This window comes from Salibacterium qingdaonense, from assembly GCF_900114715.1.
Taxonomy (GTDB): domain Bacteria; phylum Bacillota; class Bacilli; order Bacillales; family Marinococcaceae; genus Salibacterium; species Salibacterium qingdaonense.
Genome location: NZ_FOTY01000003.1, coordinates 113,338 through 138,415, shown reverse-complemented (window position 1 = coordinate 138,415; position 25,078 = coordinate 113,338). Strand labels below are relative to the sequence as shown.

The window sequence follows — 25,078 nt, the reverse complement described above, 5'->3', positions numbered from 1 at the left end:
ACGTTAGTAAAGATCCGTATACAAGTTTGTCAAAACCTTCGACAAATCTCTTGATAAATGCTCAATGAGACCGATCACCCGTGGATATTCCATTCTCGTCGGACCAACAATACTAATGGTGCCAACCGGATTGCCGTTAAAGGAATAAGAAGCTGAGATTATGCTGCAGTCTTCAAATGCCTGATTCGCATTTTCCTGGCCGATACGTATCATTAATCCACTCTGTTCCGGCTTCAGCAGTTCATGCATCGTGTGGTCTTCTTCAAGCAGTTCAAAAATCATCCGGACTTTATCAACGTCCTTAAACTCAGGCTGGGACAGCAGATTGGCTTTCCCTCCGTAATAAACTTTTTCTTCACTGCTTTTCTGAAGAGTTTCTTCGGTGAATGACAAAGCCTCCCGGTAATTGGTTACATGCTGCCTCAGCAGCCCGGCTACTTCTGTCGTAATCTTATTCTGGAGCTGATAAAGCGGAACCCCGCGCAGGCGGTCATTCAGGATATTCGCTATTTTTTCCAGATCGCTGCTTTTCAGTGCTTCCGGAAGTGAAACGGTATGATTCTCAACATGTCCGGTATCGGTAACGAGAATAGCTACAGCGGTCCGGTCATTCAACGGAATAATCTGTACCTGTTTCAATTTCGACTCGAATATTTCAGGACCGAGCACGATGGAAGCATAGCTCGTTAATTCAGACAATATCGTCGCCGACTGTTTCACCACCTGCTCTGTTTCCATTACCTTCCGGGCAAACAATGACCTTAAGTCATGAATTTCCCTGCTCGAAAGCTGATGAGGCAGCAGCAGATGATCCACATAGTGACGGTAGCCCCGCTCAGAAGGAATCCGCCCGGAAGAAGAATGCGGCTTTTCCAGAAAACCCATTTCCTCCAGATCCGCCATTTCGTTGCGGAGCGTCGCCGGGCTGTAGCTCATGCCGCTTTGTTTCGATAAGCTGCGGGATCCGACAGGTTCCGCAGAATGAATATAACCATCTACAATAGCCTGTAAAATGAATAACTGCCGGTCTGTCAGCATGACAACATCACCTCTGTTAGCACTCCGGATATCCGAGTGCTAAATCTATTGTAAAGTTATCAAAAGGGCTGATGTTTGTCAACAAAACAGAATCTTTTTCCATGCAGGGAAGAAAAACCGGATTGTCAGCCTTCTTCATCCAGAAGGAAGCGGGCAAACACTTCATTACCGAGAAGTCTTCCCTTTTCTGTCAACTGCAGGGCGCTTCCCGAATCATACAGCAGCCCTTCCTCTGTCAGTTCCTGGAGCGCTTCCGGATAAATATCATAATACGAGCAGTTGAACTTCCGGTAAAAACGATGAGCCGAAACCCCTTCTTTCATCCGCAGTCCCATGAACATTTCTTCTTCCATGTTCTCGGTTCTCGACACTTCATGCGTATCTTTCACCGGATTCTCCCCTGCTTTCACGGCTTTTAAATAATGGGGAAGCGGACCAAGATTAGCGTATCTGACTCCGTTCAGATAACCGTGGGCACCTGCCCCGAATCCGTAATACTCCTCATTCCGCCAATACGTTTTGTTATGTTCACTTTCTTTGCCCGGCTTTGCAAAATTACTTATTTCATAAGCGTGAAATCCGGCGTCGGCAAGAGCTTCTTCCAGCACCTCATACATATCTGCTTCCGTATCTTCGGGGAGCGGCTTTATTTTACCCTGCCGGTACCAGTTGTAAAACATCGTTTTTTCTTCAATTTTCAACGAATACGCAGAGACATGGTCAATATCCAGCTGCAGGGCCCGGGTAATCGTGTCTTTCCAGTCAGCCATCGTCTGCTCCGGCAGGCCGAACATCAAATCAATAGAGATATTGTCAAACCCGGACTCTCTTGCCAGAAGGACCGTTTCTTTTGCCTCGGCCGCCGAATGACCCCGTCCGATTTTCTGAAGAAGACTGTCATTAAACGTCTGTATACCAATGCTGAGCCGGGTGACCCCTTCTTCTTTCATCATGTCAAATTTCGCCCAGTCCGCTTCCCCTGGATTTACTTCAACCGAGAATTCACGCAGCGGCCGGGAAGAATCCGTTCGTTTTTTCACATCGCGCAGCACCCGCCGCAGCTGATCTGTTCCCAGGGCCGTTGGTGTTCCTCCGCCGACATAAACCGTATCGACCGGGGCTGGCTCCATAAGGACGCGTTTCATTTCGCGGTCCAATTGTTCAATATAGTCATCCACCGGCTGGTTTTCAATAAAAAATTTATTAAAATCACAATAAAAGCATATATACCTGCAAAATGGAATGTGAACATATATCGAAGCAGGCGATGCAGGTGCCTTTTCCTGTACGTTCATCATTGGTCATCATCCATCCGCAGGACAGACATGAACGCTTCCTGCGGTACTTCTACTTTACCTACATTCTTCATGCGGCGTTTTCCTTCCTTCTGCTTCTCAAGAAGTTTACGTTTTCTCGTGACGTCCCCGCCGTAACATTTGGAAAGCACGTTTTTGCGCATCGCTTTGATAGTGGAACGGGCGATGATGTTATTTCCGATCGCCGCCTGCACCGGTACTTCAAACTGCTGGCGCGGGATGAGATCTTTCAGCTTCTCGACAATGGTTTTGCCGCGTTCAAAAGCCATGTCCCGGTGGACAATAACAGACAGCGCATCAACAGGTTCACCATTGAGCAGAATATCCATTTTCACGAGATTGGATTCCCGGTAGCCGGTAAATTCGTACTCAAAGGAGGCATACCCTTTCGTACTGGACTTTAACTGATCGAAAAAGTCATACACAATCTCGGTGAGCGGAAGGTAATACACAATATTCACCCGGTTTTCATCGAGATAGCGCATATCGGTGAATTCCCCGCGTTTTTTCTGGCAGAGTTCCATCACGGCCCCGACAAAATCATTCGGCACCATAACGGCTGCTTTTACAAAGGGTTCTTCAACGAGTTCAACTTTCTGCTGGTCCGGCATATTGGATGGATTGTCAATCTCAATCAGCTCTCCATCGGTCAAATACACATGATAAATCACGCTTGGAGCTGTCGTAATCAGACTGATACCGTATTCTCTTTCAATACGCTCCTGGATGATTTCCATATGCAGAAGACCTAAAAAGCCGCACCGGAAACCAAAGCCGAGCGCCTGGGAGCTTTCAGCTTCAAACTGCAGGGAACTGTCGTTGAGCTCAAGCCGCTCCAGCGCATCCCGGAGTGCACTGTAGTCGCTTGCATCCACAGGATGCATGCCGCAAAACACCATCGGGTTCATCGTTTTGTAGCCGGGGAGCGGTTCCGGCGCCGGGTGTTTCACATGGGTGATGGTATCGCCGACTTTAGAATCACTGACGTTTTTGATATTGGCAATCAAAAAACCGACATCGCCGACAGTCAATTCTTTGCTTGCGACAGGTTTTGGAGTGAACACACCAACTTCGGCCACTTCAAATTCCTTTTCGGTCTGCATCATTTTAATTTTGTCACCGGGGCGGATGGATCCTTCCACTACTCTGATATAGGAAATAACCCCGCGGTATGTATCATACATCGAATCAAAAACAAGAGCCTGCAGCGGATTTTCCCGATTTCCGCCGGGTGCCGGTATTTTGTCGATCACCTGGGACAATATTTCATCTGTTCCGAGTCCGCTTTTGGCAGAGGCATATACTGCATCGGAGGCATCAATTCCGATGACATCTTCAATTTCTTTTTTGATACGCTCCGGTTCAGCACCCGGCAGATCTACTTTATTGATGACAGGTATAATTTCCAGATCGTTATCCACAGCCAGGTAAACGTTCGCAAGCGTCTGCGCTTCAATTCCCTGGGAGGCATCCACCACGAGAAGTGCGCCCTCACAAGCGGCCAGGCTGCGGGAGACTTCATAGGAAAAGTCGACGTGGCCGGGTGTATCTATGAGATGAAATGTGTACTCCTCCCCATCGGTATGGGTATACTTTAAATGAACGGAGTTGAGTTTAATCGTAATACCGCGCTCCCGTTCCAGATCCATCGCGTCAAGCATCTGGTTTTTCATTTCACGTTCCGGCAGCGAACGGGTTGTTTCGAGAATACGGTCCGCAAGCGTCGATTTCCCATGGTCGATATGGGCAATAATCGAAAAGTTCCTGATATTTTTCTGCCTGTTTTCTCTGTTTTCCTCACTCATGCTTTTATCACTCCTGCTAATTATAACGCTGCACCTCTGGCAGCGAAGGCTGCCGCTCACTTACACTATCCTTCATTATATCAACAGGGAATCTGCACTTCAATATTCCCGGGAAGACTCGGAAGAAGGTGCAAATAGATTCAGGCTTTTTCCGATATCAGAAAATACGTTGATTTCCTTTGTCTCTTTCAGCAGTTTCTGGCGTTCGAGCAGTTCCTCTTCTGTATCCGGTTCTCCCTCGGCAGCTTCCGGTACGGCTGCTTCCTTTTCATATGAAGCGGGCAAAGATACGTCCTGCGGCCGCTCCCGGTACTGTTCGGAAACATGGATGCCTGTCATCATTCCAACCAGAAAAAATACCGCCGCTGCAAGCATTATGGTCAGTATTCTCATAACGATCCCCCTTTTTATTTGTTGGTTTCTTCATGATAAGCGCTGATTACTTCCGCCAGTGCCTCCGTCGTGCGGTACGCTTCTTCCAGGTTATTTTCGACCCCGCCGATTTCAACAAGAACAGACTGCTCGGAAAGATCCTGGTTATACCGACCGTTCACACCGCCGCCTCCCTTGGTAAGCACCCCTCTGCTAAGTCCCGGATAGGAGGCGTCCAGTCTGCTGTTCAAATCCTTCGCCATGGCCAGATTTTTTTCATAGTCCGGGTGATTCTCTCCGATCACGAAAAAGGTCTTCGCCATTGTTTCTCCATTTACCGTTACGGTGGTGACATCCCGGGGCTGGGAATCCCTGTGAAGATCAAAAAACATTTGCAGCTGCTTGTGTTCTTTTATATCATTTTTGATAACGTTTCGGGACACATCATACGATCTCGGGAATTTCCATCCCTTTTGATGGAGTCTTTGTGTAATATCTGTCGTGTCAACGAAAGTCTGAACTCCTCTTTCTTCCAGTTCTTTGCCTAAACGTTTTCCTACCATCGTGATGTTGACATCCTGATGAAAAGCACTGTCCGCATTTTCTTCAAGTTCCGGATAATACGACTCACGGCTGTGGGAATGAACGATGTGGGCGACGGGTTCGCCGGTTTGAGTATTTTCTGTTTGTTCTTGCGTATCGAGCACCTGAAGTCTATCATCAGCCGCCTTTCTCTCTTTCATGAGCACTTCCATAGGCGGTGCGGATTCTATCGGCATCGTCGTGATATCCGTTCCTTCCCCGGCTACCACAATGTTTCCATCAAACAGAGCGAAACCTGGTATTTCCATACCAAGCATCGTTCTTGGCTCATGAAAATCCAGCTTCGTCAAAAATTCAAACAGCAGAGTTGGTACCGGCTTGCTTTCCTCCTTGGCAGGAACATTACCAAAGTAATGATTTTCAAACTGAAAGGCAGACAGGAGAAGATTCTGCTGAATCTCTGAACTCCACGCATGTAACTGCCTGGAAGAGAATAAATTGTCCTGGCTGCCGGATGTCAGGACGGTAATAAAAAACAGCATAAACAAGAGTCCGCCCGCACTTCCTGCCGCCCATTTCCGGACACTTGTCCACATACTTCGATTTTCTCTACTTTTTATCTCATTTCGCATGCTGCTCCCCTCCCTGCTCTAATCTATGAGAAAAAACTGATAGATTAGAACGGAAGATTACTCAAAAAAAAGCCGCCTTCTATCGAAGACAGCTTTCAGATACTGATCTCTATTCATTTTACTTCGTATACGTTCCGGTACTTTCCTGGGAAATGCTTTCGTGCAGCGCGGCGTTCAGTCCTTCGGCGACGACGTTGGCCATGTTATCCATGAACACATCCACTTCTTTCGGGGTGACCATGAGGTTGTGACCGAGGGGAGCGAGAACTTCCTGAATCAGCTGCCTTTTCTCCTCTTCTTTCAGCCCGCCTATCATACCAAATACAGCCCGGCGTTCATCATCAGCAGGGAGGTCTTCGTCGTGCAGCTCTTTTCTTTCTCCAAAGACCATGCCGGCCGGCGCCAGAGCATCGCCGGGAGCGTCTTTTTCTTGCATTTCCCTGCCAAGGTGCTTCAGCATAAAATCGATAGTGTCGCTTGTGATCGTCACTGCATCCACCACCGTCGGGATACCTATCGCAATGACGGGAATCCCGAGCGTTCTCCGGCTTAATTCGCGCCGCTGATTGCCGACACCGGAACCGGGATGGATGCCGGTATCCGACATCTGAATCGTGGTGTTTACCCGTTCGATCGAGCGGGAAGCAAGAGCGTCAACGGCTATCACAAAATCAGGTTTAGTTTTCTCCACTGCAGCCGAAATAAGCTCACTCGTTTCCACCCCGGTCAGTCCCATCACCCCCGGCGAAAAAGCACTGACAGAACGGAAACCTTCGTCCACTTGTTCCGGCGCTTCCATGAAAAGATGGCGGGTGATAACTAACTTGTCTACAACCATAGGGCCAAGAGCGTCCGGAGTTACATTCCAGTTTCCAAGGCCTGTAATTAAACAGGAAGCATCCTTTTTGATGCCAAGGCGTTTAAAAAAACCTGCTGTTTCCCGGGCGAGTACGGCTTCCATAGCCTGCTGCAGCTCTGTGTCCTGTTTACGAACACCCTGCGCTTCAAAAGTTAGATACTCGCCCGCTTCTTTGCCCGTATTTTCAGCACCTGTTTCCGTGATGGTTACGTTTGTTATTTTGACGCCGTTTTCTTCTTTTTCATGAACCTGGATACCGGTTTCAATATCCTGGTCCGACGTGCGGTGCAGTTCCTTTTCTTCCAGTAGTTCTTTTTCTTCCACTGCCAGATCGGTACGCACATTGTAGGAAGACATATCCAGTTCCATTCTATTCACCTGCTTTCATTGTCATCCTGATTCACTGTTGTTATGTAGTATGTACTGGAATAAGCTTGTTATTCGCCTTGCACGTCCATCTGTTTTTTGATAGAATCCTCTTGTGTTTCATTCTCTGCAGAAAGCGCAAAATGGAACAAAACAAGGGAGGTGACAACATGCCAAATATTAAACAGGCGAAAAAACGCGTGATTGTTAATGAATCCAAGCGTGTCAAGCAGCATGCCTTTAAGTCTGCCATGCGCAGTGCCATTAAGGAATTCAACAAGAGGGCTGACAACAAGGACGTAGAAGGTGCTAAGGATCTTCTTTCCCTGGCGACGAAAAAAGTAGACAAAGCTGCTGACAAAAAGATGATTCATAAAAATACAGCAGCAAGAACCAAGTCAAAAATGAATCAGCGTTTCAACGAAATCGCGCAGTAATAACGAAAACGACTCCTCTGCAGAGTCGTTTTTTTCATGGATAAAAAAGATACAATGCTCACGTTTTGAGGTTCAGTTTCAACTCCCGGCGCTTTTCTCATGCTGCCAGGCCGGCGATGCTCAGTTCCAGCTGCAGGTATTTATCCATTTTTCCCGTTTTTATACGCTCATCTGCTTCTGCCAGCTTCTGAAGCACTTCTTTCAGCCGGGGTTCTGCATACGTTCTGCTCTGTTCTTCCGCTACTTTTACAGCGTAAGGGTGTACTTTCAGCCTTGATGCCATTTTCTGACGGGAATAGCCTGTTTTCTTTAATTGAGAAACGTGCAGAATCATACGGAACTGCCTAGCCAGAAGGGTCAGAATTTTAATTGGCTCTTCATTTTGCTTCATCAAGTCATAGTAAATGCGAAACGCCTTCTCCGCCCGGCCGTGCACGACGTGATCCACCAATTCAAATACATTGTCTTCAAGGTTGCGCGGAACCAGCTCCTCCACCATCTCTTCTGTAATCTGCTTTTCTTCTCCGGCGTACAACGTCAATTTATCCATCTCTGACGACAGCATCATCATATCTTTGCCTGCCAGCTGCATCATCTTCTCTTTCGCCCCGGATGTTATCGATATGTTCTTTGTTTTGCAGAAACGCTCGATCCATTGATCCATATTCTTTTCATCAAACGAAGAGGCTTCCAGAAAAACTCCCTGTTTCTTCAGCTTTTTGACAATTTTCTTTCGTTCATCCAGTTTTTCATACGGGGCGGTGAAAATCATAACTGTTTCCTGAGGGGGATTGTCGATGTATTCTTCAAGATAGGAAAGGTTATGTTCCACTTTCTCCTTGTCCTTTGCTCCCGTTAAAAAATAGCAGTTTTTCAGAACGACGACCCGGCCCGACCCAAAAAAAGGAAGCGTTTCTCCTTCTTCAAGAGCCGTCTCCACCGGAACTTCCTTCATGTCATAGACAGAATGATTAAAATCCCGTTCTTCTTCAGCCAACGTATTTGCCGTTATTTTTTCCATTATGTTGGTTATTAAGTACGCCTCTGTTCCATATAATAAGTAAAGCGGCGCTATGTTTTGATTTTCGATGTCGTTTAAAAGCGGAATGTAGTCCATCCATGCAGCACCCCCATAGCAATATTCGTTTCCTTCCATCTTATGCTTCCTCGTTTTTTTTCGCAAGCAGGGAAGGAAAAGGAAAGTGCACGTGAGGCACTTTCCATTTATTATAAACGTTGATAAAAAGGCCTAGGACAACTTTTTATCAACGATATCCGGGGTTCATTTTTTAGTTTATCCTATGTCTCTCCGGGTTATAGGTGACAACTGTTTACAGCCGCGGCAGGGTCATCCTTCCTTTATCCAACCTGACAGAATCGTGCAGCAGATATGGATTTTTTTTCGTACTTGTCTTATAATAAAAGGAAAAGTGTATGCATAAGGAGGGAATGGGCCGTGAATGAATTTGAAAGGGACGTACAGAGTAAACGTAATGACCTGATCGACTCTGTCGTCGGTTTCGTTGTGCCTTTTGCTTTTTTCACTATTATTATGGCAGTGGCTACGATTATCGAAGTAGCAGGCGGCTTTTAATACGTAATGAATGAACATGGTACTCTGATCTCTTCCGAGTTTCCATATACTGCGCCGTGCGCTGCAGCAGAAAGCTGTCCCATCCAACCGGGGCAGCTTCTTTAATTCCAGTGCAGATCAGCCTCTCTTCATCCCTCTTCACAGTTCCGTCCGTTCTTTGGTGCTGCCTGCCGAACCCCGCGGATTCGATCTTCGGTGAATGTGATTTGTACTGCTCCCGCTGCATCTGTCCTGTAGATCTGCGCTTCGGCTTTTTCCAGTGTTTCCAGTGTCTCTTCATGCGGGTGGCCGAAGCGGTTGCAGCGTCCGGTGGATATAAGCGCTGCCTTTACTCCCAGCTTCTCGATAAATGCCGGTGAACTGGAAGTGCGGCTGCCGTGATGTCCGACTTTCAGAATATCGGCTTTCACTTCCCGGAACTCAGACAGCAGTTCTTCTTCCCCCGCTCTTCCTATATCACCTGTGAACAGCCAGTCTGTATTTCCAAGATCAGCCCGGAGAACAATGGAACGTTCATTGCCTGCCGGTTCGTCCCCGTCAGGAGCAAGCACCTGAAACAAACTTTCTCCTGCCCGCCAGGAAGTTCCCTGCCCGGCCGAAACGACAGGAATGCCTTTGTTCGATACAGCATTCAGCAGAGCTGCTTCCGCTTCTTTAAAATCCCTGCCTTTTCCGTACACAACTTCTTTTACTCGTATATCTTTCATTACCGCAGGTGCGCCGCCGTAATGGTCCACATCTCCGTGTGTGAGAATCAGTTTATCAAGAGTCGTGATGCCTCTTGCCTTTAAAAACGGGACAACAACATCCGCTCCCGGATCATAAGGCTCTTCTCTCCTTTCCCATTCTTCCTTAGGAAAGTCCGGTACACCTCCTGTGTCAATCAGGTACACGGCCCTGCGGTGCGGAAGTTCAACCACGAAACTGTCTCCCTGACCGACATCAAGCATCGTCACACTTCCGCGGTTATCCATGTATGGAAAAGATTTCTGTAACGTAAGTATTCCCGCAACAAGCAGAGCCGGAAGCAGAAGCCGCCTGTAACCTCCCCTCTGTTCCAGCCGGATGAAGAAAAAATATACTGCAGTACCCAGTAATCCGGTTAAAAGAAAGGAAAGTGCCCCCCCGGTATACGTAAACACGCTCCAGCTTCCGGCAGCAGAAAGCATAACATGAGCAAAAGATACGATCTCCTGCAGAGGTACCACAGCCACAGAAAACAGCGGCATATTCAGAAAGGAAACGGTAAACAACACGATTAAACCTGGAAGGACAATAACGGAAATGAAAGGTACAAACACGAGATTGAGAACAATACTAAGAAACGAAAACTCATGGAAATGAAACAAAATAACAGGAAGACCGGCAAACTGGGCGATAACACTCACATATACAGCCATTTTCCATTTGTTTTTTTGATATAATATATTTCTCGAGAGAAGAAGAGACGCACTGATAAGAAAGGACAGCTGAAAGCCGATATGGTAGAGGTAATAGGGATGGATGAATAAGAAAAGAAGCGCAGCAAGGCATAGAACAAAAAAAGGATCCATGCTTTTTCTTCCTGTTTTGTTCCAGATGATAAAGGCCGATACCATACCTGCCGCACGCAGGACAGAAGGAGCAGCCCCGGCAAGTATCGCGTAAATGGGGAGAAGCATAAGCAGTATCCACTCTGCTTTCTCTATTGTCAGACCGATGCGTAACAACAAAAAGTAAAGCATGGCAGATAAAAGTCCAACATGAAGACCTGATACGGCGAGAAGGTGAATTAATCCAAGCGATTGATAATCCGTTTCCGTGTCTGCATCAAGCAGATGACGCTCTCCGAATAAAAGTGCGGCTGCGACCCCTTTCAATTGTTCCGGAAACAGGGTGTCGATGCGCTGAATACCGTCGTATCTCCATGCTTTTAAAATATTGGAAAGATGGTAACTCGTACCGGTGCACTGGATGTCCTCAACAGAGGTAACTTCCATCTCCCAGTAGGAATGCTGTTGTTTTAAGTACTGTCTGTAATCAAATGCGTGAAAGTTTGTAGCAGCAGAAGGATACTGCAAGGATCCCCGGATAGAACATAGACTGCCCGGAGCATAGGAGGCGGAGATAGGTATTTCCGTTTTTTCCTGAAGCATTAAACGAATCTGGATTCTTTCTCTGTCCTGTTCCTGGAGGGTATAGCGGACGAGACTGCCATCCCGGTGCGGTCCATCTTCGATTGTTCCCTGAATGACGGTTTCTTTTCCGCTTAACGATGAAACATGAGCATTTTCCACCCATACCGCCCGCAGCGAAAACAGCATCAATAGAAGGACTAAAATAACAATCGATGCAGTGTTCTTCCTGAGCAATAAGAGAAAGAAAGGGCACACCGCCGCTCCGGCTGCCCATATCTCTCCTGAAACAACGAAATGGACGGCGGCGGCCCCGCTCCATACAAACCATACAGTATCTTTTTTCACGTCACGCTATGCTGGCTTTTCTCGAGCGCCTGTTCAATATCTGCGATAATATCGTCTGCGTGCTCTATACCGGCAGATATACGAATAAGGTCCGGAGTCAGACCGGCCGCTTTCTGGTCTTCTTCGGTCAGCTGCTGGTGGGTTGTGCTCCCGGGGTGGATGACCAGCGTCTTAGCATCGCCTACATTGGCAACGTGAGACAGCAGATTGCAGGCATTTATAAAGGACTTCCCTTCTTCCACTCCCCCTTTAATGCCGAATGTAAGAATCGCACCTTTCCCTTTGGGGAGGTATTTTTCTGCTTTATCAAACGTAGGATGAGACGGCTGTCCCGGATAGTTCACCCATTCCACGTAAGGGCTTTTCTCAAGATAATCAACGATTTTCACCGCATTTTCGCAGTGTCTTTCCATTCGAAGGTGAAGCGTCTCCAGCCCCTGAATAAGAAGAAAGGAATTCATGGGCGCAAGAGCCGGACCAAGATCACGCATCAACTGTACTCTGGCTTTGATAATATAAGCTGATTCTCCGACTGCTTCGGTGTATACTACACCGTGATAACTTGGGTCAGGCTCGCTCAGTTCCGGAAACCTGCCGTTATTCCAATTAAAACGACCGCTGTCTACAATCACTCCTCCGAGAGTTGTTCCGTGTCCGCCGATAAATTTGGTTGCGGAATGAACAACGATATCAGCCCCATGATAAATTGGGCGGCATAGTGCCGGTGTAACAACTGTAGCGTCAACGATTAAAGGAATATTATGGGAGTGTGCAACTTCTGCCGCTGCTTCAATATCAAACACTTCCCCGTTCGGATTGCCAATCATCTCACCGAAGACCAGCTTTGTTTTATCGTTAATTTTTTCAGCAAACGCTTCGGGCTGGGTTCCCTCTACGAGATGAACGGTAATTCCAAACTTGGGAAGAGTATGTACAAACATGTTGTACGTGCCGCCGTAAAGTCCGCTCGATGCAACAATTTCATCGCCTGCGCCGCAGATATTCAGCACAGCAAGCTGAATAGCGGAACTTCCGCTCGCAGCAGCAAGGGCCCCGACTCCTCCTTCCAGTTCAGCCATCCGTTTCTCAAACACGTCCTGGGTCGGATTCATAATCCTTGTGTAAATGTTCCCGAATTCTGACAAGGAAAAGAGATTCGCCGCCTGATCGGTGTCTTTGAACTCATAGGAAGTTGTCTGGTAAATCGGTACCGCCCGCGACTGTGTTGCCGGGTCTGCTTCCTGCCCGGCATGAACTGCTTTTGTTTCGAGATTCCAATGTTGATCGCTCACTTGCATATCCCCTTTCATATCAGCGTTCCTCTTCATATTATCAAAATATTCATATAGTTGAAATCCTTTTTATATTTAATGAAAGGACAGACTTTCCTTCATCTGCTCGAGAGATGCTTCACCGATTCCCGACACATTCAGCAGATCTTCCCCGCTTTCAAAAAACCCTTTCTCTTCTCTATAGGAAATAATAGCTGAAGCTTTGGCAGGTCCGATGCCCGGCAGCGTTTCAAGTTCCGCAGCTTCCGCGTAATTGATGCGGACTTTTTCCTCTTCCTCCGCTGCAGAGCCGGTTCCAGAGAGCTCTTCCTCCCCTTCCTCCGGCACACGGACGACCATGGCATCGTACAGCTTTTCAGCAAAATTGACCGCCTTTGGTTCTGCATGATCTGTCATGCCGCCTGCTTCATCGATTGCGTCTATCACCCGTTTTCCCTCTTTCAGCTCATATACCCCGGGCTCTTTCACCGCCCCCTTCACATCGATAACGACATGTACAGGACCTTCGTTTTTCTCTTTCTGTCCGGATGTCTCTTCTATTTCTGCTTCAGCCGTTTCTTCTTCTTCCCAGAACACATCCTCACTCTCTGTGTTCTTTCCCCCGCCTTTTCCGTCAAATAAGAACAAAAGAAGAAAAACCACCAGAACAACAACTGCAGCACTTCCTGCAGCAACCGCGTACATCAGATTCCGGTTCATGATTTCACCTCCTTCATTTTTTGCGGAATAGTTAAGAGATTTGTCGCATAGGATGTGGGAGTCGGGATGTTACAAAATATGCAAACAGGAGGGATCAGCATGGATAACATAGGATTGATCGGTACGGGAAATATGGGAGGAATGCTGGCTGAGGTCATGCTGGAGCAGAACAGTGTACCGCCGGAACGTTTGTATATTTATAACCGGACAGTCGAACGAAACAAAAACTTTCAGGCTTCCCATCCACTTGTTCATGCAGCAGGCAGTATAAAAGAACTTCTCGCCGCAACAGATATCATCTTCATCTGCGTTCGTCCGAAGCAGTACGGACCACTGCTTCACGAACTGCAAAAATACCTGACAATGGAACATATCGTAGCAACAATAACGAGTCCGGTGCTTCTGGAAGATCTCGAACGTCTTCCGGCGCGGAGAGTCGTGCGAACCGTACCTACCATTGCAAATAAAACCGGTACTGCTCCGCTGCTGCTCACATTCGGCAGTCACTGGACAGAAAAAGAGAAAGTAGTGTTCCGCGAATGGCTCGGCACATTCAGCGACCCCGTCCCTCTTACCGACAAAACGCTGCGGGTCTCAAGCGACATTGTCAGCTGCGGTCCTGCATTTATGAGTTACCTTCTGCAGTGTTTTATTGAGGCCGCTGCAGACGAAACAGATATTGAATACGGGGAGGCGGAAAAGCTGGCGGAAAAGATGATGATGGCATACGGCCGGCTGCTGTCTGAAAAACACTACAGCCTGCCGGAGCTATGCCAAAAAGTCAATGTGCCGGGTGGTGTAACAGGAGAAGGACTGGAAGTGCTGAGCCGCTTCAGCGCAGGCATGTTTGAGGAATTGATCGGGCGCACCCATCAGAAATACGAAGATGATAAAGAAGAAATGGCATCTCTTTTTGTAGAAGAATAAGCCTGCTTTTTTATAAGTTTATACCGGTGGAACGGTTTTGTACAGGTTTTTTTGCATGAAAAAAAATACGATCCGTTTCTTCTCCCGGAGGATCCCAGGTGAAATCTCCGTAAATACCGCAGAGTTCGAATCCGCATGTTTTTAAAATAGTGCAGTATGTCGAGATAGGAAACGTACGCTGCAGATGTCGTTCGTCAAATCTTTCATACGCATTGTCACCACGGTGGATAAAAAGAGAAAGATCATGTTGTACTTCCAACTCTCTTCCTGTTGGAATAACATTCCATATGTAAGCAGCATCACCAGCAGCATCAGCGAAAGAAAAATCCTGCAGCACTTCTTTCACGTAATCGGTCGAATGGACATCAAAAACGAGAGACCCACCCTCGTTCAAATGTTCATAAAAAGTGTTAAAAGTATGATGCAGATCTGATTCCTCCGTGATGTAATTCAGCGAATCACAAAAAGAAATCACCACGTCATATGAGGCGGGGAGACGAAATGTACGCATATCTTCGTGGTAAAGGGACGGGGAAAAACCCCGGTCGTTCAGCTTCTGCTCCGCGACATCAAGCATATCACGGGAGGCATCGAGCCCCTGCACGTTATATCCGCTTTCGAGAAGATCAACAAGAATGGTTCCCGTCCCGCAGCCTGCATCCAATATGGTCTGCGTCCGGGAGTCTTCCCCCTCGATAAGTTTTTTGATCCAGAGGAGCCACTCATCATAAGGAGCTTGTTCCATCAAGCGGTCATACACTTGGGCGAAGCCGGCATAAGTCACCATGTTTCAACCTCTTTCTAGTTGGATACAGTTTCCAGGTCCACCGTGGAAGCGTCTCCCCATAGCTTTTCAAGATTATAATACGGACGTTCGTCTTTATGAAACAAATGGACAATGACATCTTCAAGATCGATGAGAATCCACTTCGCTTCGTCAAACCCTTCCAGCCGCTTGACCTCTTTACCCGCTTCCTGGGCCTGCTTTTTGATATCCTGGGCAATGGCCTGTACCTGCTTATGCGAATTACCATGAGCAATCAGAAAATAATCCGCGATCAACGAAATCCCTCTCATATCAAGTGCAGTGAGCTGTTCTGCTTTCTTGTCGTCGGCAGCACCCGCGGCGAGTTCCAGTAGTTCTTTTCCTTCCATTCAATCTCCTCCTTCGTTTTGCTTCTTTTTAAACGTTATATCATTGTAAGCTTCTAAAGTACCGGGAAACACCGGTTGATTTTTCTGAAGTAAAAAGGTAACCGTATTAGACAATGCTGTACGGACCGCTTCATCAATGTCGGTTTCTGCTGCTTCCCGGGCCTGTTCCACGCCGGGGAATTTACGGTTTGGTTCAATATAATCCGCCAGAAAAATAACTTTTTCCATATCAGACATTTCCGGTCTGCCGGTAGTATGCCAAAAAATCGCGGACAGTATTTCTTCATCGGTAATACCGATTTCCTTTTTCACCAAGTAGGCGCCGGCCGGTGCATGCAGCAGTTCATCACCGTAATGAATGAAATCCTCATCCATCTTTTGTCCTTTAATAATACCACGCATTTCGTCTTTGGAGCGGAATTTGGCGTAATCATGAAAAATAGCAGCCATTTCCGCTTTATCCTGATTGACACCCAGCTTTTCAGCCAAGGTGAGCGCCGCATCTCTTACCCCCAATGTATGCGTGTAGCGGTGCTCTGTCAAATGAGGTTTTACTGTTTCAAGTGCTTCTTTTCTATTCATACAACTTATTCTCCTTAATATAAGTCCGGACGGGTTCCGGCAGATAATATCGGATATTTCTGCCTTGCTGGATTCTTTCCCTGATCATCGTTGATGAAATATCCATTAAGGGAACTTCAATATAACACATGCTGTCACCGCTTTTTGGAGACGAGTAGCCGGGACGGTCAATAACAGCAAACGTGACACGCTTCATTAATTCCTCTATATTCTTCCATGAGGAAAGGCCCGCCGCCATATCTCCACCGACAATGAAGTAAAAGTCGGTATCTGGATACTCTTCGTTCAGCCGTTTCACCGTATCCAGCGTGTAGGAAGGGCCTTTTCGGTCCAGTTCAACAGTTGAGGTGAAAAAATGGCGGTTGCCCTCTGCGGCAAGTTTTGTCATCTGCAGCCTTTCATCGGGACCGGCCATGTAATCCCGCGACTTATGAGGAGGTGAATACACCGGGATGAACCATACTTCATCCAGTTCCAGAATGGTCAGTGCTTCCTGAGCGATAATAAGATGCGCATGATGCGGCGGATCAAACGTCCCTCCGAGCAGACCGATTTTTTTCTTCATATCATATATCCCTTCTAGGACGGCAGTTCAATCGCTTTATTTTCATTTGATTCCCTGTAAAGAATAATAGTGTTTCCTATAACCTGCACCACGTCGGCGCCTGCTCCCTGTGCAAGGGAATCAGAAGCCTCATGCTTATCTTCCATACAGTTTTGGAGCATGTTGATTTTGATGAGTTCTCTCGCTTCGAGCGCATCCGCTGTCTGGTTCACAAGATTATCGGTTATACCGGCTTTACCGATTTGAAATACAGGTTTGAGTCCGTGCGCTTTTCTTCTTAAAAATCGTTTCTGCTTTCCTGTCAACAATTTAATTCCCTCCAAGTTGTTTCATCACTACATCATGCATGCGTTCAGTATCCGGATGTATGCCCGTCCATTTTTGGAAAGCGATGGCCCCCTGCCCGACAAACATTCCCGTTCCGTTCAGAATATCCGCTCCTGCCTTCTGGGCTTCCTGCAGCCACTTCGTCTTCAGCGGGTTGTAAATTAAGTCGCTGCAGATGCATCCAGGCTTCAGGTTTTCCACCGGCCACGGCATATTTTCGGTGTGTGGGGACATACCAACAGATGTTGTATTGATAATAATATCAAATGAGGACGTTTCTTTTTCCGCTTCCTCGGTCGGCAGTGCGCGGATGCCGGCTCTTTCGGCCAAGCGTTCCTGTAAAGCTTCTGCTTTGGAAAAGGTCCTGTTCGTAAGAGTTACCCGTTTTGCCCCATGACCGGTCAACGCACTTATTACGGCACGAGCCGCTCCACCGGCACCAATAACAAGAATATCGGCATCACGGAGCATATCCCCGGTCTTTGTCAACAGCGACTGTACGTATCCTTCTCCGTCGGTATTATAACCGATCCAGCCGTTTTCTTCATTTACAACCGTGTTCACCGCCCCGATTAAACGGGCTTCTTCGTCCAATCCGTCCAGGTACTGCATTACTTCAATTTTGTGCGGAACGGTGACATTAAACCCTGAAACGCCAAGAGCTTTCAGCCCCTGCACCGCCTCCTCCAGATGCTGAGGAAGCACATCAAACGCATGATAAAAAGAGGGCATCCCCTGATGCTGAAATTGGTCATTATGCATAAGCGGCGACAGCGAATGACCAACAGGATGGCCGATCACTCCATACAAACTCTCTGCATGTAACAAGCAACTCACTTAAATCACCGCCTCTCTTATCGTAACACCTGTGCCTTTCGGCGCATAAACGGTCACAACCGCGTCCGGTTCCACTACCGTTATCCAGCCGAGACCGGAAATTACAATGTCCATTTTCGGCTGTTTAATATGAAACGTATGCTCCGCAAATGCAGGCATCTCATCGAGTGTTTCTCTTCCGGGCGGGGACAGCATCTCCCCTTTTTGGTTTTCGTACAATGTATCAGCATTATCGAGCTTGGTCCGGTGGATTAACAGATCATTGTCCACATACATAACGAAAGAATTCCGGCTGCCTTCATTAAAATCCATTCTTGCCAGCCCGCCAATAAACAGTGTCTGCTTTTCTTCCAGCTGATAAATTCTAGGCTTAATTTCCCTCGAAGGCGTCAAGGTCTTCAAATCACTCCGGCTTACATAATGCGCCATCTGCCGCTCATTGATAATACCCGGGGTATCATACATACTGCGCCCGTCATCAAGCGGGATGTCAATTAAATCAAGAGTCGTGCCGGGATAGCCTGAAGCGGTAATCCGCTGCTCTTCATCCCCGCTGAAAGCTTCAATCAATGCATTAATGAACGTCGATTTCCCTACATTGGTACATCCGGTAATATAGACGTCCTTCCCATGCCGCAGCTCATCCATTTTGGCCGCTGCTTTTTCGACACTTTGTTTTTTCTCCGCGCTCATGAGCATAATATCTGCGGGTTTAAGCCCCTGTTCCTTTGCTTCCCTGCGTATCCAGTCTTTCAGCCGATTTTCATTAATGGACTTCGGCAGAAGATCCATTTTGTTCACAAGAAGCAGCACGTCGTTACGACCGATATAACGCTGAAAACCCGGTATCCAGCTCCCTTCTATGTCGAAGGCATCTACAATTTTCACGATTAAGGCGTCCTCTTTGGCCAGGTCATGAAGCTGGTTTGTAAAGTCGGTGTTTCGAAGCGGAATTTCCTGCACTTCATTATAATGCTGCAGACGAAAACAGCGCATACAGACAACAATCTCTCTATTCAGCGCTGCCGGAGGCACGTATCCCGGTTTTTCCGGATCTTGCGTTTGAATACCTGCCCCGCAGCCGGGACAGATAAGCTTATCTTCCTTCACCTTGATTCCTCCCACTGTATCAATCCTTTTTCCTTTAAACGGCGCAAAACCAGGCGTTCCACACCCCGGTTGATTTTTGTCCAAAGTCCGTCATTCTTGCTTACCGGAACAACCAGCACTGTGTAAAAACCAGCCCGGTTCCCCCCGAATACATCCGTCAGCACCTGGTCACCGATAACAACCACTTCGCTTTTTTTAAGCCCCATATTCCGACATGCTTTCCGGAAGGCGTGTCCCATCGGTTTTTTCGCTGAATGGATGAACTGAATCCCGGTCGGCTCTGAAAAGGAACTTACTCTTTCTCTGCTGTTATTGGATACAATAGTGACATGAAAACCCTGCTGTTTTACAAAATACATCCAGTCCAGCAGCTCCGGCGTCGCTTCCGGACGGTCCCATTCCACCAGCGTGTTATCCAAATCTGTAATAATCCCTTTAATCCGCCGTTCACTTAAATCTTCAAGGTTCAAGTCGAAAACAGACGGAAGATATTCATTGGGCATAAATTGTTTAATCACGATGTCACCCTTTTATCTTTCAAATTCTCCGTACAAACACCTGCTAAATGGAAAGTATATCGTTAAAAACGGTATTTTTCAAACGATACTCATTCATGAAAAGTTTTCGACATTATTTTAAACCAACTTGTATGTGGATAACTTTTTTAGTATTAAAAAAATTGAAACAAGAAGGGTTTTCAGACTTAGCGCAGCTATTATAAACAACTTATCCACCGCCTCTGTGGATAAAACGAACGGTTGTTCTTACAACAGCATCGTGGTACACTGTTTCTACATTACGCTGGAAATTCCTGATGGAATCATACCTGCGAGCAACCCGCAGACCGTATACCAAGGTTGTAATAACAGGAAGATCGTCAAGGAGGTGTCGTGCCCTCTTATGAAACAGTTATCGGATGAATTACTGATTGAAGCTTATGAAAAAGCCCTGCGTCTTCAGTTAAATGATGATTTTATTTTAGTGCTTGAGCAGGAAATCAAAAACCGTTCCCTTCAGGAAAAATGCATGAAACCGGTTATCACCATGTAATAGGGGAATAGTAGTAAAAAGCCTTTCCGGAGTACACCCTATCCGGAAAGGCTTTTTATTTTAACATATTCTCTTGGCGCAAACGTGTCTTTTTCCATCGTTTCGTCAGACAGTAAAATCGTTTCTGTATTTTCCGGGTACGTGTAAAATGCTTCCATACGTTTTTGTTCAACATAACGATCTGCCATCCAGGCTCCGGTCAGGATAAACAGAAAAAGAATAAAAAACACGGCCCCTTGAAAAAGATGGGTCTGCTTCATAATATGCTCCTTTTCTTTTTTTATTACTATGAACTGGAACCTGATTTTTCATTCACAAAATTTTTATTTTCTTGTTTCTACCTATATATCTGTAATGCCCAATCTGCCTGAAAAACAGATGCTGACAGATGCACGGCTGGTGAATATAAGTTATAATGTGAAAAGAATTTGCAGCGCGTAAACTGCTAAGGAGGCTCTATATGTTTACAGCACTTCATCTTGCTATTATCGCTCCATTCCTTGCTGCTGTGTTTGTACCCCTGCTGTACAAAAAAATACCATCTATACATACCGGCTGGTTTGTTCTCATCGTTCCAGCCATTTTGTTTGTTTATTTTCTGCAGTACATACCAACCACATCAGAAGAAGGAGCGGTTTCTGCCGTCTTTCCCTGGATTCCGTCCCTCGGTATTCATTTTCGTGCTTATGTAGATGGACTGGGACTTTTGTTCACCCTGCTCATTACGGGGATCGGGGCACTCGTTGTATTGTACTCCATTTATTACTTATCGAAGAAAAGAGAATCATTACATACGTTCTACACCTTTTTGCTGATGTTTATGGGGGCTATGCTCGGCGTCGTTCTTTCCGACAATATGATTGTCCTCTATTTGTTCTGGGAAGTTACAAGTGTTTCATCCTTCCTGCTGATCTCCTACTGGTATGAAAGGGAAAAATCACTGTACGGCGCCTTGAAATCGATGCTGATTACTGTTCTCGGTGGATTTTCGATGCTCGTCGGCTTTGTGCTTCTCTATTCCATAACCGGAACATTCAGCATTCAGGAGACAATCGCTGCGACATCAGAGACCGCCTCCCATAACCTGTTTCTGCCGGCGATGCTGGCGATTCTGCTTGGCGCTTTCACAAAATCCGCACAGTTTCCTTTTCACATCTGGCTGCCGGATGCGATGGAAGCCCCTACTCCGGTCAGTGCTTACCTGCACTCGGCTACAATGGTAAAGGCCGGCATTTATCTGATTGCACGTTTGACGCCGGTCTTTGCGGTCAGCGGTGAATGGCTCTGGATTGTTGCCGGATTCGGTATTACCACCCTGTTCTGGGGGTCCTTCTCAGCTGTGCGCCAGACTGATCTGAAAGGCATACTCGCCTACTCCACCGTCAGTCAGCTCGGCATGATTATATCCATGCTCGGCGTCGGCGCGGCAGCCCTTCATTTCGACGGGGCGAATGGTAACAATGTATTTATCGGTGCAACAACCGCCGCTTTGTTCCATCTGTTCAACCATGCCACTTTCAAAGGCAGCCTGTTCATGATGGTTGGTATCGTCGACCACGAAACCGGTACGCGTGATATCCGTAATCTCGGCGGGCTGATGACAATCATGCCGATCACCTTTACGATTGCCGCTATCGGAAGCTTCTCTATGGCCGGTCTGCCGCCGTTCAACGGCTTTTTAAGCAAAGAACTGTTTTTTACGTCTATGGTAAACATCACCGAATTCCAGCAGTTCAATATGGATACAATCGGCATGGTGTTTCCGGCCGTGGCCTGGATCGCGAGCGTATTCACGTTTATTTACAGCATGATTGTCGTGTTCAAAACGTTCACCGGACCGCTCCAGAAAGAAAAACTGGACACCAAGCCGCATGAAGCTCCGTTTGGTATGCTTCTTGCCCCGATTGTGCTCGTCAGTCTGGTTATCGTTATCGGCTTTTTCCCGAACGTGCTGTCCTACACGATTATCGCGCCTGCCATGGCCTCCATCCTTTCGCCGCTGCTGGAGCAGGGACAGCAGTTTGAAGTCGATATATATTTTTGGCATGGATTTGGAACACCGCTCAAAATGACGATAGGTGTCGTTATTGCCGGTATTCTTCTTTACCTTGGAATGAAAAAATGGAAAGGCGTGTACAGGCTCTTTCCAGAGAAGCTGTCGTTTAACAACTTATATGATCAGACGCTCGACAAAGGGGAAGTGCTCTCCCAGAAGATTATGGGTGCCCATATGAACGGTTTCATCCGGAATTACCTGGTTTATATCTTCGCCTTTATCGCAGCCTTTCTTTTGATTACGATGTTTTATAAAGGCGCATTTACAATCGACGTATCGGACACAGCTCCGATTACGATATACGAAAGTATCCTTTTCCTTGTGCTATTTGCCGCTGTCGGCGTGATGATGTTTACCACGTCCCGGCTGACGATGATTATCGGACTTGGAGTCGCAGGTTATACTGTGGCGATGTTTTTCGTTATATTCCGAGCACCGGACCTTGCCTTAACACAGCTTATTATTGAAACTGTGTCGGTAGCTCTGTTTCTTTTGTGCTTTTATCATTTGCCTCAGATTGCCAAAAACCTGGAGCCTATTCGCTTCAAAGCCGTGAATTTTATCATCTCGGCCGCCGTTGGTATAACCGTCACCCTTATCGGCATTTCCGCAGGCAGCTCCAGAATGTTTGAATCAATTTCCGGCTTTTTCAAGGATTACAGTTACAAAGAAGCCGGCGGACGAAACATGGTTAACGTCATTCTTGTTGATTTCCGTGGATTCGACACAATGCTTGAAATACTCGTTCTCGGTATTGCGGCTGCCGGTATATTTACGATGATCCGACTTAGACTGGCTGGGAGGGATGAGCTGTGAAGTCAAATGATGTCATACTTCAGACAGTCACCAATATCGTTCTGTTCATTATTTTGATGTTTTCGGTGTTTATTTTCTTTAATGGGCACCACGAACCGGGCGGTGGATTCATCGGTGGGCTGATGACAAGTTCAGCTCTGGTGCTTTTGCTGCTCGCTTATGATCTGGAAACGGTTAAACGTGTTTTACCGGTTGATTTTAAACATGTCACAGCAGCCGGTCTGCTCGTTGCCGTCGGAACAGGAATGGGGTCCTTTTTCTTTGACGCCCCGTTTTTGTCCCAGACATACGGTTATCGTCATTTTCCTGTATTAGGGGAACTGGAACTTGCCACCGCGCTGATTTTTGATATCGGCGTTTACCTGGTGGTTGTCGGAATTACCCTAACCATTATTCAGACCATAGGGGAGGATCGTTAATGGAGATCTTAATGTCTGTTGCTGCCGGTATTCTTTTCATGGGCGGGACGTATCTCGTCTTGTCCAAAAACATCATCAGAATCATTATCGGCACCTCGGTTATCAGTCACGGTGCCCACATTCTGCTTTTGACGATGGCCGGTCTCAAAACTGGTGCTCCGCCCCTTCTTGGTCTTGAGGCTTCTTCCTACACCGACCCGCTGCCGCAGGCGCTCATTCTGACCGCAATTGTTATCAGCTTCGGTGTGACTTCCTTTTTTATTGTGCTCGGATACCGGGCCTATAAGGAAAACGGAACGGACAACACGGAAAACATGAGAGGAACGGATTCCTATGACTAATTTGTTGATTTGGCCGATTTTACTGCCGCTTCTTACAGGAATACTGCTGCTTTTCCCGCGAAATCAGATTCGCTTCCAGCGGGTTCTGAGTGCGGTATCAGCAGTGGCGCTGATTGCTGTCACTGTATTTATACTGTGGACGGTCCAAAACGAAGGGATTCAAACCCTTGAACTCGGCGGCTGGACTCCGCCGTTTGGTATTGTTCTGGTCGGGGACATGCTCGCTGTACTGTTGACGACCACGACGGCTGTCGTGAGTCTTCCCATTCTTTTATTTGCAATGTCCAGCATCGGAAAAGAACGGGAACAGTTCTATTTTTACGCTTTTTATCAGTTTTTGATTACCGGCGTAATGGGAGCTTTCCTTACCGGCGACATTTTCAACCTGTTTGTGTGTTTTGAAGTTATGTTGATTTCTTCCTACATACTTATCGTGCACGGCGGTACAAAAAAACAACTTCGAGAATCGTTCAAATACGTGCTCGTTAACATTATTTCATCCGCATTTTTCGTCATTGCGGTTGCGTATTTATACGCAGTAACAGGAACACTCAACATGGCCCAGCTCTCCCAGCGGATCAACAGTCTGGAGTCAGATGCTCCGGTTCTGACCGTCATTGCCGTGCTGTTTTTAATTGTATTTGGTCTCAAAGGAGCCCTGTTTCCGTTGTATTTCTGGCTTCCGGCCTCCTATACTGCACCACCGTCTGCGATTGCAGCTATTTTTGGTGCGCTGCTTACAAAAGTCGGGATGTATTCCATCTTTCGTACCTATACAGTCATTTTCACCCATGACACGGGATTCACTCATCAGCTGCTCGCTGTACTGGCAGCATGTACAATGGCAATTGGAGTTATCGGGGCTGTTGCTCACCAGGACGTCAAAAAAATACTGGTGTACAACGTGATTGCTGCGGTCGGTTTTGTTCTTTTCGGTGTTTCCACGCTGACAGAGACCGGCATGGCTGGAGCAATCTTTTACCTCATTCATGATATTATCATTAAGGGCGCACTTTTCTTACTGATCGGAGCGATGGTTATCGTGGCAGGCACCAGTCATTTAAAGAATATGGGTGGACTCATCAAGCACCATCCCCGGCTTGGCTGGATGTTCTTCACAGCTGTCATGGCCCTTGTCGGCGTGCCTCCCTTGAGCGGGTTTATCGGAAAACTGTTAATCATTCAGGGAGGGGCTGAAGCCGGTCAGTACGTTATTATTGCTGTGATGATGGCAGCCAGCCTGCTTGTGCTGTATTCAATGATCCGCATCTTTTTATACGGATTTTACGGACAAATACAACTTGAAACAGCCGATCAATACGGCAGCACGAAAGGGTTGCTTCTGCCGTGTGCGTTTTTAATCGCCGTCTCTGCTTTCCTCGGCCTCGGTGCCGAAGCTGTTTATCCACTGGCCGCCACTGCTGCTGAAACGCTGCACGAACCGCAAATCTATATAGATGCCGTGCTAAAGGAGTAAT

The 25,078-nt window shown here is 47.0% G+C and carries 27 protein-coding genes; 8 read left to right on the top strand and 19 right to left on the bottom strand.

All coding sequences use genetic code 11. The features are described from left to right. Positions 1-3 precede the first annotated feature (3 nt). From hrcA to gpr, 6 genes are all read right to left on the bottom strand, one after another. Positions 4-1,038: a heat-inducible transcriptional repressor HrcA gene (gene hrcA / locus BM058_RS03975; protein ID WP_090925723.1), complete on the bottom strand. Its 1,035-nt coding sequence runs from the start codon at positions 1,036-1,038 to the stop codon at positions 4-6. 125 nt (positions 1,039-1,163) lie between these two features. Beyond that, complete coding sequence (gene hemW / locus BM058_RS03970) at positions 1,164-2,336, bottom strand: radical SAM family heme chaperone HemW (RefSeq protein WP_245736827.1); 1,173 nt, start codon at positions 2,334-2,336, stop codon at positions 1,164-1,166. Next, a complete protein-coding gene (gene lepA, locus BM058_RS03965; RefSeq protein ID WP_090925722.1) occupies positions 2,333-4,159 on the bottom strand; it encodes a translation elongation factor 4 in 1,827 nt (608 codons plus the stop codon). The genes hemW and lepA overlap by 4 nt, the downstream gene beginning before the upstream one ends. A gap of 99 nt (positions 4,160-4,258) precedes the next feature. After that, positions 4,259-4,552, bottom strand: coding sequence for a hypothetical protein (locus BM058_RS03960; RefSeq protein ID WP_090925721.1), 294 nt, complete (start codon positions 4,550-4,552; stop codon positions 4,259-4,261). A 14-nt stretch (positions 4,553-4,566) separates the two neighbouring features. Continuing rightward, positions 4,567-5,706, bottom strand: a complete 1,140-nt coding sequence (gene spoIIP / locus BM058_RS03955) for a stage II sporulation protein P (RefSeq protein WP_090925720.1) — start codon at positions 5,704-5,706, stop codon at positions 4,567-4,569. Positions 5,707-5,824: 118 nt separating this feature from the next. Further along, entirely contained in the window at positions 5,825-6,934 is a 1,110-nt protein-coding gene (gene gpr / locus BM058_RS03950) for a GPR endopeptidase (RefSeq protein WP_090925719.1), read from the bottom strand. 167 nt (positions 6,935-7,101) lie between these two features. Between gpr and rpsT the strand changes: the two genes are divergently transcribed. Further along, the gene (gene rpsT / locus BM058_RS03945) at positions 7,102-7,368 is read left to right on the top strand and encodes a 30S ribosomal protein S20 (protein WP_090925718.1); all 267 of its coding nucleotides are present in this window, start codon (positions 7,102-7,104) and stop codon (positions 7,366-7,368) included. A 97-nt stretch (positions 7,369-7,465) separates the two neighbouring features. On the opposite strand, the gene holA is transcribed toward rpsT, so the two are convergent. Next, a complete protein-coding gene (gene holA / locus BM058_RS03940; RefSeq protein WP_245736826.1) occupies positions 7,466-8,524 on the bottom strand; it encodes a DNA polymerase III subunit delta in 1,059 nt (352 codons plus the stop codon). 300 nt (positions 8,525-8,824) lie between these two features. On the opposite strand from holA, the gene BM058_RS03935 reads away from it, so the two are divergent. Next, positions 8,825-8,962: a YqzM family protein gene (locus tag BM058_RS03935; RefSeq protein ID WP_090925717.1), complete on the top strand. Its 138-nt coding sequence runs from the start codon at positions 8,825-8,827 to the stop codon at positions 8,960-8,962. A gap of 128 nt (positions 8,963-9,090) precedes the next feature. On the opposite strand, the gene BM058_RS03930 is transcribed toward BM058_RS03935, so the two are convergent. The 3 genes from BM058_RS03930 to BM058_RS03920 form a co-directional block, all read right to left on the bottom strand. Further along, positions 9,091-11,424 (bottom strand): DNA internalization-related competence protein ComEC/Rec2, encoded by a 2,334-nt coding sequence (locus BM058_RS03930; protein ID WP_090925716.1) that lies wholly within the window; start codon positions 11,422-11,424, stop codon positions 9,091-9,093. Further along, positions 11,421-12,716 carry a homocysteine synthase gene (locus BM058_RS03925; RefSeq protein WP_177195420.1) on the bottom strand — a complete coding sequence of 432 codons (1,296 nt, stop codon included), beginning with the start codon at positions 12,714-12,716 and terminating at the stop codon, positions 11,421-11,423. Before BM058_RS03925 ends, BM058_RS03930 begins: the two co-directional genes overlap by 4 nt. 75 nt (positions 12,717-12,791) lie before the next feature. Continuing rightward, positions 12,792-13,415 carry a helix-hairpin-helix domain-containing protein gene (locus tag BM058_RS03920; protein WP_090925715.1) on the bottom strand — a complete coding sequence of 208 codons (624 nt, stop codon included), beginning with the start codon at positions 13,413-13,415 and terminating at the stop codon, positions 12,792-12,794. A gap of 66 nt (positions 13,416-13,481) precedes the next feature. Between BM058_RS03920 and comER the strand changes: the two genes are divergently transcribed. Beyond that, complete coding sequence (comER, locus tag BM058_RS03915; protein ID WP_090925714.1) at positions 13,482-14,342, top strand: late competence protein ComER; 861 nt, start codon at positions 13,482-13,484, stop codon at positions 14,340-14,342. A gap of 10 nt (positions 14,343-14,352) precedes the next feature. Here comER and BM058_RS03910 read toward each other — a convergent pair whose 3' ends face one another. From BM058_RS03910 to BM058_RS03875, 8 genes are read right to left on the bottom strand one after another with little or no spacing between them, the layout of a single operon-like run. Next, positions 14,353-15,129 carry a class I SAM-dependent DNA methyltransferase gene (locus tag BM058_RS03910; RefSeq protein ID WP_090925713.1) on the bottom strand — a complete coding sequence of 259 codons (777 nt, stop codon included), beginning with the start codon at positions 15,127-15,129 and terminating at the stop codon, positions 14,353-14,355. 14 nt (positions 15,130-15,143) lie between these two features. Next, entirely contained in the window at positions 15,144-15,497 is a 354-nt protein-coding gene (gene rsfS, locus BM058_RS03905; protein WP_090925712.1) for a ribosome silencing factor, read from the bottom strand. Continuing rightward, entirely contained in the window at positions 15,498-16,079 is a 582-nt protein-coding gene (gene yqeK, locus BM058_RS03900) for a bis(5'-nucleosyl)-tetraphosphatase (symmetrical) YqeK (protein ID WP_090925711.1), read from the bottom strand. After that, positions 16,072-16,644, bottom strand: a complete 573-nt coding sequence (locus tag BM058_RS03895) for a nicotinate-nucleotide adenylyltransferase (protein WP_090925710.1) — start codon at positions 16,642-16,644, stop codon at positions 16,072-16,074. The genes yqeK and BM058_RS03895 overlap by 8 nt, the downstream gene beginning before the upstream one ends. A 14-nt stretch (positions 16,645-16,658) precedes the next feature. After that, positions 16,659-16,952 carry a ribosome assembly RNA-binding protein YhbY gene (gene yhbY / locus BM058_RS03890; protein WP_090925709.1) on the bottom strand — a complete coding sequence of 98 codons (294 nt, stop codon included), beginning with the start codon at positions 16,950-16,952 and terminating at the stop codon, positions 16,659-16,661. 1 nt (position 16,953) lies between these two features. Further along, positions 16,954-17,808, bottom strand: a complete 855-nt coding sequence (gene aroE, locus BM058_RS03885) for a shikimate dehydrogenase (RefSeq protein ID WP_281244668.1) — start codon at positions 17,806-17,808, stop codon at positions 16,954-16,956. Next, the gene (gene yqeH / locus BM058_RS03880; protein ID WP_090925708.1) at positions 17,809-18,918 is read right to left on the bottom strand and encodes a ribosome biogenesis GTPase YqeH; all 1,110 of its coding nucleotides are present in this window, start codon (positions 18,916-18,918) and stop codon (positions 17,809-17,811) included. Continuing rightward, positions 18,915-19,433: a YqeG family HAD IIIA-type phosphatase gene (locus tag BM058_RS03875; RefSeq protein ID WP_143082978.1), complete on the bottom strand. Its 519-nt coding sequence runs from the start codon at positions 19,431-19,433 to the stop codon at positions 18,915-18,917. Before BM058_RS03875 ends, yqeH begins: the two co-directional genes overlap by 4 nt. A 385-nt stretch (positions 19,434-19,818) precedes the next feature. Between BM058_RS03875 and sda the strand changes: the two genes are divergently transcribed. After that, positions 19,819-19,968 (top strand): sporulation histidine kinase inhibitor Sda, encoded by a 150-nt coding sequence (sda, locus tag BM058_RS03870; protein ID WP_090925707.1) that lies wholly within the window; start codon positions 19,819-19,821, stop codon positions 19,966-19,968. A gap of 38 nt (positions 19,969-20,006) precedes the next feature. Here sda and BM058_RS03865 read toward each other — a convergent pair whose 3' ends face one another. After that, positions 20,007-20,228, bottom strand: coding sequence for a ferritin family protein (locus BM058_RS03865; protein WP_090925706.1), 222 nt, complete (start codon positions 20,226-20,228; stop codon positions 20,007-20,009). Positions 20,229-20,428: 200 nt separating this feature from the next. Between BM058_RS03865 and BM058_RS03860 the strand changes: the two genes are divergently transcribed. From BM058_RS03860 to BM058_RS03845, 4 genes are read left to right on the top strand one after another with little or no spacing between them, the layout of a single operon-like run. Beyond that, on the top strand, positions 20,429-22,840 hold the full coding sequence (locus BM058_RS03860; protein ID WP_090925705.1) for a Na+/H+ antiporter subunit A: 2,412 nt from the start codon (positions 20,429-20,431) through the stop codon (positions 22,838-22,840). Then, positions 22,837-23,259, top strand: coding sequence for a Na(+)/H(+) antiporter subunit B (locus BM058_RS03855; RefSeq protein WP_090925704.1), 423 nt, complete (start codon positions 22,837-22,839; stop codon positions 23,257-23,259). Before BM058_RS03860 ends, BM058_RS03855 begins: the two co-directional genes overlap by 4 nt. Further along, positions 23,259-23,600: a Na(+)/H(+) antiporter subunit C gene (locus tag BM058_RS03850; protein ID WP_090925703.1), complete on the top strand. Its 342-nt coding sequence runs from the start codon at positions 23,259-23,261 to the stop codon at positions 23,598-23,600. The genes BM058_RS03855 and BM058_RS03850 overlap by 1 nt, the downstream gene beginning before the upstream one ends. Beyond that, positions 23,593-25,077, top strand: a complete 1,485-nt coding sequence (locus tag BM058_RS03845; RefSeq protein ID WP_090925702.1) for a Na+/H+ antiporter subunit D — start codon at positions 23,593-23,595, stop codon at positions 25,075-25,077. The genes BM058_RS03850 and BM058_RS03845 overlap by 8 nt, the downstream gene beginning before the upstream one ends. Position 25,078 lies beyond the last annotated feature (1 nt).

What these genes read in the sequence shown, in the direction of transcription:
- BM058_RS03960 (WP_090925721.1), bottom strand. Translation starts at nt 4,552, where the DNA reads ATGAGAATACTGACCATAATGCTTGCAGCGGCGGTATTTTTTCTGGTT.
- gpr (WP_090925719.1), bottom strand. Translation starts at nt 6,934, where the DNA reads ATGGAACTGGATATGTCTTCCTACAATGTGCGTACCGATCTGGCAGTG.
- holA (WP_245736826.1), bottom strand. Translation starts at nt 8,524, where the DNA reads ATGGAAGGAAACGAATATTGCTATGGGGGTGCTGCATGGATGGACTAC.
- BM058_RS03910 (WP_090925713.1), bottom strand. Translation starts at nt 15,129, where the DNA reads ATGGTGACTTATGCCGGCTTCGCCCAAGTGTATGACCGCTTGATGGAA.
- BM058_RS03860 (WP_090925705.1), top strand. Translation starts at nt 20,429, where the DNA reads ATGTTTACAGCACTTCATCTTGCTATTATCGCTCCATTCCTTGCTGCT.
- lepA (WP_090925722.1), bottom strand. Translation starts at nt 4,159, where the DNA reads ATGAGTGAGGAAAACAGAGAAAACAGGCAGAAAAATATCAGGAACTTT.
- yqeK (WP_090925711.1), bottom strand. Translation starts at nt 16,079, where the DNA reads ATGAATAGAAAAGAAGCACTTGAAACAGTAAAACCTCATTTGACAGAG.
- hrcA (WP_090925723.1), bottom strand. Translation starts at nt 1,038, where the DNA reads ATGCTGACAGACCGGCAGTTATTCATTTTACAGGCTATTGTAGATGGT.
- rsfS (WP_090925712.1), bottom strand. Translation starts at nt 15,497, where the DNA reads ATGGAAGGAAAAGAACTACTGGAACTCGCCGCGGGTGCTGCCGACGAC.
- rpsT (WP_090925718.1), top strand. Translation starts at nt 7,102, where the DNA reads ATGCCAAATATTAAACAGGCGAAAAAACGCGTGATTGTTAATGAATCC.
- hemW (WP_245736827.1), bottom strand. Translation starts at nt 2,336, where the DNA reads ATGATGAACGTACAGGAAAAGGCACCTGCATCGCCTGCTTCGATATAT.
- BM058_RS03845 (WP_090925702.1), top strand. Translation starts at nt 23,593, where the DNA reads ATGACTAATTTGTTGATTTGGCCGATTTTACTGCCGCTTCTTACAGGA.
- comER (WP_090925714.1), top strand. Translation starts at nt 13,482, where the DNA reads ATGTTACAAAATATGCAAACAGGAGGGATCAGCATGGATAACATAGGA.
- BM058_RS03895 (WP_090925710.1), bottom strand. Translation starts at nt 16,644, where the DNA reads ATGAAGAAAAAAATCGGTCTGCTCGGAGGGACGTTTGATCCGCCGCAT.
- BM058_RS03865 (WP_090925706.1), bottom strand. Translation starts at nt 20,228, where the DNA reads ATGAAGCAGACCCATCTTTTTCAAGGGGCCGTGTTTTTTATTCTTTTT.
- spoIIP (WP_090925720.1), bottom strand. Translation starts at nt 5,706, where the DNA reads ATGCGAAATGAGATAAAAAGTAGAGAAAATCGAAGTATGTGGACAAGT.
- sda (WP_090925707.1), top strand. Translation starts at nt 19,819, where the DNA reads ATGAAACAGTTATCGGATGAATTACTGATTGAAGCTTATGAAAAAGCC.
- BM058_RS03850 (WP_090925703.1), top strand. Translation starts at nt 23,259, where the DNA reads ATGGAGATCTTAATGTCTGTTGCTGCCGGTATTCTTTTCATGGGCGGG.
- BM058_RS03920 (WP_090925715.1), bottom strand. Translation starts at nt 13,415, where the DNA reads ATGAACCGGAATCTGATGTACGCGGTTGCTGCAGGAAGTGCTGCAGTT.